Genomic DNA, 10,944 nt, shown 5'->3' on the forward strand with positions numbered 1-10,944 from the left:
CCCCAAGGCCCAGGTGCGTCGCGAAAGCCACTTTCGCGACGTCTGATGTCCCGAAAGTGGCTTTCGCGACATCGCGCCCGAAACTGGACCCAATCCACCCCGCCCCCGGCTCCGAAGACCTGGCATGACACCGGGATCAGGGGTTCATCCGCAGCAGCGGGAGACCCGAGGGCGTGCGGATCTCCAACGCCTTGATGTCCCCGGTCCGCATGGCGGTGCCGACCACGATATGCGCGGTGTCCTTGGGCATCGCGCGCCAGGACGCGAGCTCGCTGGTGCCGCCGTCGGCGCCGACGGCGACCAGGATGTAGTCCCCGGTGCGGGTGCCGCCGTAGCTGCACGTCATGTCGACCTTGGTGCCGGTGTCCGTGGCGGACATGGCGACTTCGGCGGTCACCGGGTAGTCGCCGAGCGGGGTCATCGGGTCGCCCGCCGCCGCCGTCGGCCCGGTCAGGACGACCACGAGCGCGACGCCGGCGGCGACGGCCAGCCCGGCCGCGGTGGTCGTGATGGCCCGTTGGATCCGCCTTCCCCGGCGGACCCGTTTGAGCACGGCCGGCAGCAGGTCCGCCGAGGGCGCCGGTTCGTCTTCCAGCAGCGCGGGAGCGCCGGCCTGGGCGAGCAGCCCGGGGATCCCGGCCAGGTCACGCACGGACGCCGCGCACCGGTCGCAGACCCGCAGGTGCTTCTCGTAGGCGGACCGGTCTTCCGGGGACAACGCACCGAGCACGTAGGCCGCGTCGTAGGTGGCGAAGGGGTCGGTCATTGAGTCACCCCTCTTTCCTCCAATATCAGCCGCAGCGCCCGCAGCGCGTAGTGCGTCCGCGACTTGATCGTCCCTTCGGCCACACCCAGCCGCTTCGCGGCGTCGGCGACGGAGTAACCCTGGAAGTAGCACAGGACCAGGACGTCCCGGTGCCTCGGCGAGAGCTCGCCGAGCGCTTCGGCGACCAGCCAGCCCTGGACCGCCCGTTCCGTTCCGTCCGTGACCGCCGTTTCGGGTGGTTGACCGGTCACCACCTCCGGATGCGCCTCGGCGGCACGCCAGTCGTCGATGGCGATCCGTCTCGCCACGGTGAACAGCCAGCCGCGCGCCGATCCCTCCGACTGGTCGAGCACCTTGGCGTTGCGCCAGGCCCTCAGCAGGGTCTCCTGGACGACGTCTTCCGCGCGGACCCGGTCTCCGCTGGTGAGGTGCAGTGCGTAGGACCAGAGCGCCGCCGCGTGCTCGTCGTGCAAAGCCCGCATCAGCCGGTCCTCCGCGAATTCCTTCACCGATCCGTGCTTTCCCGGTTGAGGAGCAGCGGGAGCGCGAAGACCACACAAGCCACTTCGGTGATCAGGCCCCACAGCTCGGCCTGGGTGGTGAAGCGCTCCGAGACGCCGAAGAACCCGACGGTCAGCGAAAGCACGTACGCGCCCAGCGTGGCCAGGCCGAAGCCGATCGCCGCGAGCGCGGGAAGCCAGTGGTGCCAGACCAGGACGGCGATCGCGATGACCACACCCGCCACGACGTTCACCAGGAAGAGCGGACCGACCACATCCGTTTCCGAGGCCCAGTCCTGCCATACGACGTAATGCACCCACGCCGAGCCGAGGAGGCCCGCCGCCACCACCGCCCGCAACAACCACCGGATCATGTCCGTATCTCTTTCCGCGTGTTCGGTTCCCCTATGCCTTTGAACACGGAAAAGAGGGCCTCTCGGTTCAATCCGGCACCCGATGGACGGCGAAATTGAACCGGATGGGTGCCCGGACCGTGTGTATGGGCATGACTGCCGAACTCCACTCCCGCCGCAAGGTCCTGACCACCGGCGCCGCCGTCGCCGGTGCCGCCGCCGGGGCCATGGCCCTCACGGCCTGCGGAAGCGACAGCCCGCCGTCCGGTTCGACCGCGGCACCGCCCCCGGCGGCGCCGGGCGAGACCTTGACCGCGCTCTCCGACATCCAGGTCGGCCAGGCGAAGGCCGCCAAGACGGCCGATGGCAAGGACGTCATCGTCACCAGGACCGCCGAGGGCACGGCCGCCGCGTTCAGCGCGATCTGCACCCATCAGGGCTGCGCCGTCGTCCCCGAGGGCGCCGAGCTCAAATGTCCCTGCCACAACTCGATCTTCGACGCCGCGACCGGCGCGGTCAAAAAGGGACCGGCGGACCAGCCGCTGCCCTCGATCGCGGTCAAGGTCACCAACGGCCAGGTCGTCACGGCCTGAAACGCGGAAAAGGGTCCCTTTAGGACGTGACTACCGTCCTAAAGGGACCCTTTCGCGAGCTTTCAGCTGTCCCAGGTGAAAATCGCGTCGCCCGCCTCGACGTCTCCGCCGGTGAGCAGTCCGGAAAGGACTTCCGCCTTCGCGTCGAGCGCCACCACGGGCACGATCGGCGAGTAGCCCGCGGCCTTGACCGCGTCGGGGTCCCAGCCGACCACCGGCTGCCCGGCGCGGACGGCCTCACCCTTGACGACGTGGAGGGTGAACCCCTCGCCCTTCTGCTTCACCGTGTCGATCCCCAGGTGGACCAGCACGCCGCGGCCGTCCTCGGCGGCCACCACGAAGGCGTGCGGGTGCAGGGTGACGACCGTCCCGTCCACCGGGGCGACCGCGTCCTGGCGCCCGCCCGAGGGCAGGACCGCGATACCGGGGCCGACCATCGCCTGCGCGAAGACCGGATCGGGCACTTCGGTCATAGCGGTCGTCTTACCGCTCACCGGGCTGAGGATCTCGAGACTCACAGCAGATCCTCGATGTCGCTGGCGATGTTGTCGGCCTCGGGGCCCACGATGACCTGGACACCGGCCCCCATGCGCACGACACCCATCGCACCGGCGGCCTTCAGCGCCGCTTCGTCGAGCAGGCTCATGTCTTCGAGCTCACAGCGGAGCCGGGTGATACACCCCTCGACCTCGATGACGTTCTCGGCACCGCCGAGGCCCGCGAGGATCTTTTCCGCCCTGTCATCCGCCATCGCGGTCTCCCTGTTCCCTGTCGGTTTCCCACATGCGAACCAGCTGTACTACGCCGTTCGCCGACTCGCACCCGATCCCTGGCCACGAACGCGTAACGGTGGTTGACACCCGCTCGTGCGACGGAGCATCCTGCCCCATCGGATCATTGGTCTAGACCGGAACGTACCAATCTTCCGGACCAGATGCGAGTACGGGTTGCCCGACACGACCGGCCCGAAAGGACGGTGACCTTCATGAGCGCCTCGGCGCAGGTGCCGCCGTCCGACCGTGTGGTCAACGGACCGACGCCCAAGCACGCCCAGCTGCGGGAGATTCTGCGCCGCACGGTGGAGCGTGAGCTACCCCCCGGCTCGCCGATCCCCTCGGAACGTGACCTCGCCGAGACCTACCAGGTGTCGAGGCTCACGGTCCGCTCGGCGATCGGCAAGCTGGTCGAAGAAGGGCTCTTGTCGCGGGTGCGCGGCAAGGGGACGTTCACCGCCGCGAGGCGGATGGAACTGCAGCTCTACCTGATGTCCTTCACCGAGGACATGCGCCGTCGCGGGATGACGCCGACCACGGAGGTCGTCAAAACGGCCACCGAGGTCCCGCCCGCCCCCTCGGCGCACGCCCTCGGCCTGGCCGCCGGGACACCGGCGCACCACCTGGTGCGGCTCCGCCGTGCCGACGGGGTGCCGCTGGCGGTCGAACGCGGCTGGTATCACGCCGGCCGGATGCCCGGTCTGCTCGACCTCGATCTCACCCGATCGTTGTACGTCCAGCTCGCCCAGTCGTACGACCTGCGCCCGGACCACGCGTGGCAGACGGTCTGGGCCGAATCCGCGGACCGCGAAACGGCACGCCTGCTCGGCATGCGCGCGGGCAGTCCGCTTCTCGTCTTCCGCCGGGTCTCCAGCGTCAACGGGGAACCGATCGAAGACATGACTTCCTGGTACCGGGGCGATCACTACCAGGTCACCATGCAGCTGGACCGGAACACCCCGGATTCCGGTCATCATCCTCACTACGGAGGTACCCGATGAGCTCCACCACCGCGGAGGGGGCGAAGGGCAAGGGCAAGGGACTGGCCGGGCTTCAGCGCTTCGGCCGCAGCCTCATGCTCCCCATCGCCGCTCTTCCCGCCGCAGGCCTCCTGTCCAGGCTGGGCCAAGACGACCTGCTCGGCAAAGACGGGCTCGGCTGGGACAAGGTCGCCGCGGTCCTCGGTTCCGCAGGCGACTCCCTGTTCAACTGGTTGCCGCTCCTGTTCGCGGTGGGTATCGCCGTCGGCTTCGCCCGTAAGAGCGACGGTGCCACCGGCCTCGCCGCCGTGGTCGGCTTCTTCGTGTTCACCAGTGTCCTCCGGGTGTTCGCGCCGTTCGCCGAACTGCCGGGCTGGAACCCCGAAAAGCCCGCGGGCCTGATGCTCAACCCGCTCAAATGGCCTTACAGCGTGCTGGCCGGCGTGATCGTCGGTCTGGTCACCGCGCTGCTGTGGCAGAAGTTCTATCGCATCAAGCTGCCGCCGTACCTGGCCTTCTTCGGCGGCCGCCGGTTCGTGCCGATCATCACCGCACTGACGCTGATGATCCTCGCGGTGCCGCTGGGCCTGGTCTTCCACTGGGTCAACGACGGCATCCAGGCGGCGGGCGAAGCGGTCACCGGCTCACCGGTGGTCGGTGGCGGTATCTACGGTGTGCTCAACCGGTTGCTGATCCCGGTCGGTCTGCACCAGCTGCTGAACGTGCCGGTCTGGTTCATCTTCGACGGTGGCGACCTGACCGAGTTCTTCAAGGGTGACCCGACCCGCGGCACCTTCATGACCGGGTTCTTCCCGATCTTCATGTTCGCCATCCCCGCCGCGGCGCTGGCGATCTGGCAGACCGCGAAGCCCAGCCAGAAGAAGATCGTCGGCGGTGTGATGATCGCCGGTGCGCTGACCTCGTTCCTGACCGGTGTCACCGAGCCGATCGAGTTCTCGTTCATGTTCGTCGCGTGGCCCCTGTACCTGATCCACGCGGTACTGACCGGGACCTCGCTGGCGCTGGTGAACGCGCTCGACATCCACCTCGGCTTCTCCTTCTCCGCCGGGGCGATCGACTTCGCGCTCAACAGCTCCCACCCGGCGGCAAGCAAGGCGTGGCTCCTCATCCCGATCGGCCTGGCCTACGGGGTCATCTACTACGTGATCTTCCGGTTCGTGATCAAGAAGTGGAACCTGCGGACCCCCGGCCGCGAGGACGACTCCATCGAGGCAGATCTCGAAGCCACCGCGGCGAAGCCCGTCAAGTAGTTTCAGCCACACAGAACACAAGGCACGAAAGGGAAAGAACATGCCGGAGAAACGCGTCACCGTGGCCAGCAAGGTGGGCCTGCACGCCAGGCCCGCGGCGACGGTCGCCAAGGCGGCCGCGGCGCAGCCCGTCGCGGTGCACATCGCCAAGGCGGGCGGTGACCCGGTCGCGGCCGGCAGCGTGCTGAACCTGATGACGCTCGCCGCCGGTCACGGCGACGAGGTCATCATCAGTGCCGAGGGTGAGGGGGCCGAGGCGGCCGTCGACGCCATCGCCGAGCTGGTGGCGACCGACCTCGACGCCTGATCCCGATCCCTGCGAAGCCCGGGCCGCCCCGACCGGCCCGGGCTTCGTAGGGTGTGGGCATGGAAAGCGTGCGCAGGATCGAACAGTGGCCGGTGGACAACGCCGCCACGGCCGTGGTGACCGCCGCCGGTGACGTGCTGGGCACGCACGGCGACCCGACGAAGGTGTACCGGCTGGCGTCGGTGACGAAACCGCTCACGGCCTACGCCGCGCTGATCGCCATCGAAGAGGGCGTCGTCGAACTCGACACCCCCGCCGGGCCGGAGGGCTCCACGATCCGGCATCTGCTCGCGCACACCTCGGGCCTCGCCTTCAACGAGCACAAGCCGATGGCCGCGCCCGGCAACCGGCGCCTGTACTCCAACGCCGGCTTCGAACAGCTCGCCGACGCGCTCACCGAGCATTCCGGCATCCCCTTCGCCGACTATCAGGCGGAGGCGCTGTTCCAGCCGCTGGGCATGAAGGCGACCAAACTGACCGGCTCCCCCGCTTCGGGTGCGGAGTCCACTGTGGACGACCTGGTCGCGTTCGCCGCCGAACTGCAGGCCCCGAAGCTCATCGCCGCCGAAACGGTGCGCGAGGCGACTTCCGTTGTCTTCCCCGGGCTTTCCGGTGTCCTGCCCGGCTTCGGCCACCAGAAGCCGAACGACTGGGGCCTCGGCTTCGAGATCCGCGACCACAAGAGTCCGCATTGGACCGGATCGTCGAGTTCGCCGCGGACCTTCGGCCACTTCGGGCAGTCCGGCACCTTCCTGTGGGTCGATCCCGACGCCGGCGCCGCCTGCGTCGCGCTCACCGACCGCGCCTTCGGCCCGTGGGCGGCCGAGGTGTGGCCTCCCTACACCGACGCCGTGCTCGCGGAACTGCGCGGCCTCACTCCATGACACGTACCGGCGAACCCGCCTGGAAGGCCGCGATGTCCTCGACCGCGTCGCGGTAGAAGATCTCGTAGGCCTCCCGGGTGACGTAGCCGATATGCGGCGTGAGCACGACGTTGTCCAGCGTCCGCAGCGGATGCTCCGACGGCAGCGGCTCGACGTCGTACACGTCCAGCGCGGCGACCGCGATCTCCTTGCGGCGCAAGGCGTCCACCAGCGCGGCTTCGTCGACGATCGGGCCGCGTGAGGTGTTGACCAGCATCGCCGTCGGCTTCATCGCGGCGAGTTCGGGCGCGCCGACCAGCCCGCGGCTGCGGCCACTGAGGACCAGGTGGATCGACAGGACGTCCGCGCGGGCGAACAGTTCTTCCTTCGACACCGCGGTCACCCCGTGCCGGTCGGCCTTCTCCTGGGTCAGGTTCTGGCTCCAGGCGATGGTCTCCATGCCGAACGCCTGGCCGATCTTGGCCGCGCCGGCGCCGAGCCTGCCGAGCCCGAGCAGGCCGAGCGTCTTGCCGGACAGGATCGTGCCGACGGTGGTCTGCCAGCCGCCCTCGCGCATGTTCCGCGACTCCACCGGCACGTTCCGCGCGGCGGCGAGGATCAGCGCCCAGGTGTGCTCGGCCGCCGGGGCCGCGATGTACCCGGTGGACGAGACGACCACGCCGTTGCGCCGGGCGGCGGCCACGTCGATCGCGGCGTTGCGGTGGCCGGTGCTCACCAGCAGCCGGAGCGCGGGCAGCCGGTCGAGGACCTCGGCGGGGAAGCGCGTGCGTTCGCGCATCGCCACCACGACCTCGAAGTCACGCAGGCGGCCCACCACGTCGGCGGGATCCGCGAACGGCTTCGTGAACACCTCGATCTCGGCGCCGAGGGAGTCCCAGTCCCCGAAACCGAGCGCCACTTCCTGGTAGTCGTCGAGAATCGCGATCTTCATGCTCCCCAGGCTAGAGTCGGCGCCGAAGCCATGCCTGGGGAGGCCACCGTGATCCTGGAATTCCGCACCTACCGGTTGAAACCGGGGACGACCGAAGACTTCCTCCGCGTGATGACGGAAGAGTCCATCCCCCTGCTGGAGCGCGCGGGGCTGCGGGTCGTCGACTTCGGACGTTCACTGGTCGCCGAGGACGGCCACGAAGAGGCCTACCTGATCCGCGCATTCGGCTCTCTCGAAGAACACGAACGGCAGGAAACCGAGTTCTATGGCAGCGAGGCCTGGCTGAAGGGCCCGCGCGAGGCGATCGTCTCGCGGATCGAGAGCTACCACACGATCGCCATCGAGACTTCCGAAGAGGCGGTCAAGGCGCTCGAACGACGCTGACCGGGAACGAGGAGCGGGGATGCACGAAGGCGGGATCCTGGCCTGGACCGAGGCGGAACGGCTGAGCTTCGCCGAGCTGCTGGAGGGGCTCGACGAGAAGGACTGGTCCGCGAAGACGCTGTGTCCGGAGTGGACGGTCCACGCGATGGCCGCGCATCTGGCGCAGACCACCAGGAACCGGCTCAAGGACACTCTCGTCGGCATCGTGAAGGCCAGGGGGAACTGGGACCGGATGAACACCGACCAGGCCATCGCCTACGGCGCCCGGTTCTCCCCCGCCGAACTCGTGGCCCAGATCCGCGAGGACGCCGCCTCACCGCGCCGTTCGCCCGGCGCCAAACCGATCGACCCGCTCGCCGACGTGCTCATCCACGGCCAGGACGTCGCCCGTCCGCTCGGGATCGCGCGGCCGATTCCGGAGGGGCCCGCCATCGCGGCGCTGGAGCATCTGCTCGTCAGCCCGTTCTGGGGCGCCAAGAAACGCTGCAAGGACCTCCGGCTGGTCGCCACCGACGCCGCCTGGACCGGCGGAACGGGCCCCGAGGAAGTCCGGGGCCCGCTCGTCGATCTGCTGCTGTCCGTGAGCGGCCGGAGCACCGGGCTGGCCACCCTGACCGGCCCGGGCGCGGCGCTGCTCGGCGCCCGCTGAGACCTACGGGCGCGGGACGAACACGTCGACGCGCACCAGGTGGTGGTCCGAGGCGTCGTTGAGCCGGGCCAGCGGTGACTCGGGCAGCGGCCAGAAGACCTCGGCGCGCCAGGGGAACAGGCCCTTCGACGGCAGGACGTAGTCGATCCGCAGGTTCCCCGGTGCCTTGTCGTTGAAGTCGCCGGTGTCGAAGTACGGGTCGCCCTTCTGCCCGATGTTGGCGCCGGCCTGGTCCTGAGCGGCCCGTACGCCGCCTTCGCTGCCCGGCCGGGTCTCGATGACGCGCGGGGCGTTCAGCAGGCGCGAGATGGCGCCGGGGACGCTGTCGCCGTCGAGCGGGTCGGAGTTCTGGTCGCCGGCGATGACGAACTTCTCGTGCGCGCCCAGGCCGCCGCGGCGGCCGCGGTCGTCGTGGATGTAGCGGCCCTTGCCCGGGGTCACGTAGTCCGCCCAGAAGCGGATCTCGTCGTGGTTACGGGTGCCGTTGCGGTCCTCGGGGCCGTCGAAGGTGGGCGGCGTCGGATGCGAGGCCAGGAAGTGCACGGTCGAGCGGCCGACGCGGACCGGAACGTCCCAATGGGACTTCGACGACAGGCGCAGCACGTCGAGCGCCTGCGGCGAGTACCAGTCGTTCGGCGCCGGGGTGGCCGGGTCGTCCGGCAGCAGCGCCCCCGGCATGTCCTTCCAGAGGAACTTCTGGAACGTCCGCACGCGGCCGGTGTCGATCGGGTACTTCGACAGCACGAGCATGCCGTACTGGCCCTCGAAGAGACCGAAGCCGTGCGCGTCGTTGCCGCCGCCGACCTTGCCGTCGCGGTCGAGGTCGAAACCGGTCGCGACGCCGGTGTTGGAGGGCGCGGTGAAGGCGTACGGGTAGTCGATCGGCGCGGCGCCGTTCTGGCCGCGCTTCAGGTAGTTCTCGCGGAACAGGTCCGCGGCGCGGTTGCCGGGCACGTAGTCGAACTCGTTGATCAGCAGCACGTCGGGCCGGTTGCGCTGGATCACCTCGGCGACCTCGTTCGCCTGCGCGTTGCCCGGCTGCGACAGATCGGTCACGAGCTGCCCGGCGGCCCCGCGGTTGAGCGAAGCGTTGTACGTCGCGAAGCGGACGTTCTGCCCGACGGTGGCTTCCGCCGGTGTGGCGGCCAGCAGCGTGCCTGCCAGCAAGGCGCCCGAGGTGAGCACGGCGGCGATGCGTTTCACGATTACCTCCCAGAGTTCGAGGCGACCTTACGCACTCCGCCCCGCCGCCTGGGTGAGCTTCAGGTGAACAGCGTCTCTTGAACGCGTTCAAAATCTGGGCTACGGTCCTTCTTGAACACGTTCAAAAGGAGGTCCCCATGCAACCCGTAGTCGTGGCCTACGCGCTCTACCTGGTCATCACCGTCCCGTTGACCGTGCTGGTCGCCCGCACGCTGAGCAGGCACGGCAAGACGTTCCTGGAAGACGTCTTCCAGGACAAGCAAGCGCTGGCGCATTCGGTCAACCAACTGCTCGTCGTCGGGTTCTACCTGGTCAGCCTTGGTTTCGTGACCCTGTTCCTGACCAGCGACGACACCGTCCTCGACGCGCGCGACGTCTTCGAGATGCTGTCGGTCAAGGTCGGCACCGTCGCGCTCGTGCTCGGCGTGATGCACGTCGGGAACGTGCTGGTGTTCAACGGGATCCGGCGCAAGCACCTCAACCACGCCACCGCGCGGCCCGCGCCGGTGCCGCCGCCCTACCCCGGCTACCCGGCGCCCGCTCCACACCCCGCGCCCTGACCGGATAACGTGCAGTGGTGGCGAAGAGTGAGGAAACCAGGTCACTGATCGTGGCGACCGCGTTGCGGCTGTTCGCCGAGAACGGCTACGACCGCACGACCATGCGGGCCATCGCCGCCGAAGCGGGCGTGTCGGTCGGGAACGCCTACTACTACTTCGCCTCGAAAGACCAGCTGATCCAAGGGTTCTACGACGAGATCGCCAAGGCGCACCTGACGGCCGCGCGCCAGGCGATCGAAGGTGAGCGGGACTTCAGCGCCCGGCTCAAGACCGTCCTGCTCACCTGGCTCGACATCGCCGAGCCGTACCACCGCTTCGGCACCCAGTTCTTCGTCAACGCCGCCGACCCGGACTCGCCGCTGAGCCCGTTCAGCGAGGAGTCCTCACCGGCGCGGGACGCCTCCGTCGGCCTGATGCGCGACGTCATCGCCGACTCCGACGTCAAACTCGACCCGGACCTGCGCGACGACCTGCCCGATCTGCTGTGGCTGTACCAGATGGGGGTCGTGCTGTTCTGGGTCCACGACCGGTCCGCCGGGCAGAAACGCAGCCGGATCCTGGTGGAGCGGACGGTGCCGCTGATCGCGCGGCTGGTGGGGCTTTCGCGGTTGCGGGTGCTGCGGCCGGTCAGCCGGGAGATCGTTTCGCTGATCCGGGACCTTTCGAAGCGGGACGACGGCTGAGCTGCCGACCACGTCGCGAAAGCCACTCAGTGTCAGGGTGGTTGTGCTGCTCGTGTGAGTGGTTAGGGTCCGGTCTTGGTCGCGTGGTGACTCTGAAAGCCACTGCC

The 10,944-nt window shown here is 68.9% G+C and carries 15 protein-coding genes and 1 pseudogene; 9 read left to right on the forward strand and 7 right to left on the reverse strand.

Translation table 11 applies throughout. The features are described 5' to 3' along the window. Positions 1 to 136: 136 nt before the first annotated feature. The 3 genes from ACFWIW_RS41745 to ACFWIW_RS41755 are packed head-to-tail and all read right to left on the reverse strand — an operon-like array spanning position 137 to position 1,640. Complete coding sequence (locus ACFWIW_RS41745) at positions 137 to 766, reverse strand: anti-sigma factor family protein (RefSeq protein ID WP_378373546.1); 630 nt, start codon at positions 764 to 766, stop codon at positions 137 to 139. Then, the gene (locus ACFWIW_RS41750) at positions 763 to 1,275 is read right to left on the reverse strand and encodes a sigma-70 family RNA polymerase sigma factor (protein WP_378373547.1); all 513 of its coding nucleotides are present in this window, start codon (positions 1,273 to 1,275) and stop codon (positions 763 to 765) included. Before ACFWIW_RS41750 ends, ACFWIW_RS41745 begins: the two co-directional genes overlap by 4 nt. Then, the gene (locus ACFWIW_RS41755) at positions 1,272 to 1,640 is read right to left on the reverse strand and encodes a hypothetical protein (protein ID WP_378373548.1); all 369 of its coding nucleotides are present in this window, start codon (positions 1,638 to 1,640) and stop codon (positions 1,272 to 1,274) included. Before ACFWIW_RS41755 ends, ACFWIW_RS41750 begins: the two co-directional genes overlap by 4 nt. A gap of 131 nt (positions 1,641 to 1,771) precedes the next feature. Here ACFWIW_RS41755 and ACFWIW_RS41760 point away from each other — a divergent pair, with 131 nt between their 5' ends. Then, a complete protein-coding gene (locus tag ACFWIW_RS41760) occupies positions 1,772 to 2,212 on the forward strand; it encodes a ubiquinol-cytochrome c reductase iron-sulfur subunit (protein WP_378373549.1) in 441 nt (146 codons plus the stop codon). A 62-nt stretch (positions 2,213 to 2,274) separates the two neighbouring features. On the opposite strand, the gene ACFWIW_RS41765 is transcribed toward ACFWIW_RS41760, so the two are convergent. Continuing rightward, positions 2,275 to 2,730 carry a PTS glucose transporter subunit IIA gene (locus ACFWIW_RS41765; protein WP_378373550.1) on the reverse strand — a complete coding sequence of 152 codons (456 nt, stop codon included), beginning with the start codon at positions 2,728 to 2,730 and terminating at the stop codon, positions 2,275 to 2,277. Beyond that, positions 2,727 to 2,972, reverse strand: a pseudogene (locus tag ACFWIW_RS41770) (glucose PTS transporter subunit EIIB); the annotation flags it as partial. The pseudogene ACFWIW_RS41770 and the gene ACFWIW_RS41765, both read right to left, overlap by 4 nt. Before the next feature lie 225 nt (positions 2,973 to 3,197). Between ACFWIW_RS41770 and ACFWIW_RS41775 the strand changes: the two are divergent. From ACFWIW_RS41775 to ACFWIW_RS41790, 4 genes are read left to right on the forward strand one after another with little or no spacing between them, the layout of a single operon-like run. After that, complete coding sequence (locus ACFWIW_RS41775) at positions 3,198 to 3,986, forward strand: GntR family transcriptional regulator (RefSeq protein ID WP_378373551.1); 789 nt, start codon at positions 3,198 to 3,200, stop codon at positions 3,984 to 3,986. Continuing rightward, entirely contained in the window at positions 3,983 to 5,236 is a 1,254-nt protein-coding gene (locus ACFWIW_RS41780) for a PTS transporter subunit EIIC (protein ID WP_378373552.1), read from the forward strand. Before ACFWIW_RS41775 ends, ACFWIW_RS41780 begins: the two co-directional genes overlap by 4 nt. 40 nt (positions 5,237 to 5,276) lie before the next feature. Continuing rightward, positions 5,277 to 5,543: an HPr family phosphocarrier protein gene (locus tag ACFWIW_RS41785; protein ID WP_350574560.1), complete on the forward strand. Its 267-nt coding sequence runs from the start codon at positions 5,277 to 5,279 to the stop codon at positions 5,541 to 5,543. Between the two features lie 59 nt (positions 5,544 to 5,602). After that, entirely contained in the window at positions 5,603 to 6,427 is an 825-nt protein-coding gene (locus ACFWIW_RS41790) for a serine hydrolase domain-containing protein (RefSeq protein ID WP_378373553.1), read from the forward strand. On the opposite strand, the gene ACFWIW_RS41795 is transcribed toward ACFWIW_RS41790, so the two are convergent. Then, positions 6,417 to 7,358: a D-2-hydroxyacid dehydrogenase family protein gene (locus ACFWIW_RS41795; protein WP_378373554.1), complete on the reverse strand. Its 942-nt coding sequence runs from the start codon at positions 7,356 to 7,358 to the stop codon at positions 6,417 to 6,419. The genes ACFWIW_RS41790 and ACFWIW_RS41795 overlap by 11 nt on opposite strands. Positions 7,359 to 7,388: 30 nt before the next feature. Between ACFWIW_RS41795 and ACFWIW_RS41800 the strand changes: the two genes are divergently transcribed. Together ACFWIW_RS41800 and ACFWIW_RS41805 are read left to right on the forward strand one after the other, a co-directional pair. Beyond that, entirely contained in the window at positions 7,389 to 7,742 is a 354-nt protein-coding gene (locus tag ACFWIW_RS41800) for an NIPSNAP family protein (RefSeq protein WP_378373555.1), read from the forward strand. A gap of 19 nt (positions 7,743 to 7,761) precedes the next feature. Then, positions 7,762 to 8,391 (forward strand): maleylpyruvate isomerase family mycothiol-dependent enzyme, encoded by a 630-nt coding sequence (locus ACFWIW_RS41805; RefSeq protein WP_378373556.1) that lies wholly within the window; start codon positions 7,762 to 7,764, stop codon positions 8,389 to 8,391. Positions 8,392 to 8,394: 3 nt separating this feature from the next. Here the strand turns inward: ACFWIW_RS41805 and ACFWIW_RS41810 are convergent, their stop codons facing one another. Continuing rightward, positions 8,395 to 9,594, reverse strand: coding sequence for an endonuclease/exonuclease/phosphatase family protein (locus ACFWIW_RS41810; protein WP_378373557.1), 1,200 nt, complete (start codon positions 9,592 to 9,594; stop codon positions 8,395 to 8,397). 137 nt (positions 9,595 to 9,731) lie between these two features. Here ACFWIW_RS41810 and ACFWIW_RS41815 point away from each other — a divergent pair, with 137 nt between their 5' ends. Further along, the gene (locus ACFWIW_RS41815; protein WP_240597501.1) at positions 9,732 to 10,154 is read left to right on the forward strand and encodes a hypothetical protein; all 423 of its coding nucleotides are present in this window, start codon (positions 9,732 to 9,734) and stop codon (positions 10,152 to 10,154) included. A gap of 17 nt (positions 10,155 to 10,171) precedes the next feature. Further along, a complete protein-coding gene (locus tag ACFWIW_RS41820) occupies positions 10,172 to 10,837 on the forward strand; it encodes a TetR family transcriptional regulator (protein WP_378373558.1) in 666 nt (221 codons plus the stop codon). Positions 10,838 to 10,944: the final 107 nt, after the last annotated feature.

This window comes from Amycolatopsis sp. NPDC058340, from assembly GCF_042723975.1.
Classification (GTDB): Bacteria; Actinomycetota; Actinomycetes; order Mycobacteriales; family Pseudonocardiaceae; genus Amycolatopsis.

Excerpts from the sequence above, each read along its gene's own strand:
- ACFWIW_RS41745 (WP_378373546.1), bottom strand. The coding sequence starts at position 766 with ATGACCGACCCCTTCGCCACCTACGACGCGGCCTACGTGCTCGGTGCG.
- ACFWIW_RS41755 (WP_378373548.1), bottom strand. The coding sequence starts at position 1,640 with ATGATCCGGTGGTTGTTGCGGGCGGTGGTGGCGGCGGGCCTCCTCGGC.
- ACFWIW_RS41760 (WP_378373549.1), top strand. The coding sequence starts at position 1,772 with ATGACTGCCGAACTCCACTCCCGCCGCAAGGTCCTGACCACCGGCGCC.
- ACFWIW_RS41775 (WP_378373551.1), top strand. The coding sequence starts at position 3,198 with ATGAGCGCCTCGGCGCAGGTGCCGCCGTCCGACCGTGTGGTCAACGGA.
- ACFWIW_RS41780 (WP_378373552.1), top strand. The coding sequence starts at position 3,983 with ATGAGCTCCACCACCGCGGAGGGGGCGAAGGGCAAGGGCAAGGGACTG.
- ACFWIW_RS41785 (WP_350574560.1), top strand. The coding sequence starts at position 5,277 with ATGCCGGAGAAACGCGTCACCGTGGCCAGCAAGGTGGGCCTGCACGCC.
- ACFWIW_RS41790 (WP_378373553.1), top strand. The coding sequence starts at position 5,603 with ATGGAAAGCGTGCGCAGGATCGAACAGTGGCCGGTGGACAACGCCGCC.
- ACFWIW_RS41795 (WP_378373554.1), bottom strand. The coding sequence starts at position 7,358 with ATGAAGATCGCGATTCTCGACGACTACCAGGAAGTGGCGCTCGGTTTC.
- ACFWIW_RS41800 (WP_378373555.1), top strand. The coding sequence starts at position 7,389 with ATGCCTGGGGAGGCCACCGTGATCCTGGAATTCCGCACCTACCGGTTG.
- ACFWIW_RS41805 (WP_378373556.1), top strand. The coding sequence starts at position 7,762 with ATGCACGAAGGCGGGATCCTGGCCTGGACCGAGGCGGAACGGCTGAGC.
- ACFWIW_RS41815 (WP_240597501.1), top strand. The coding sequence starts at position 9,732 with ATGCAACCCGTAGTCGTGGCCTACGCGCTCTACCTGGTCATCACCGTC.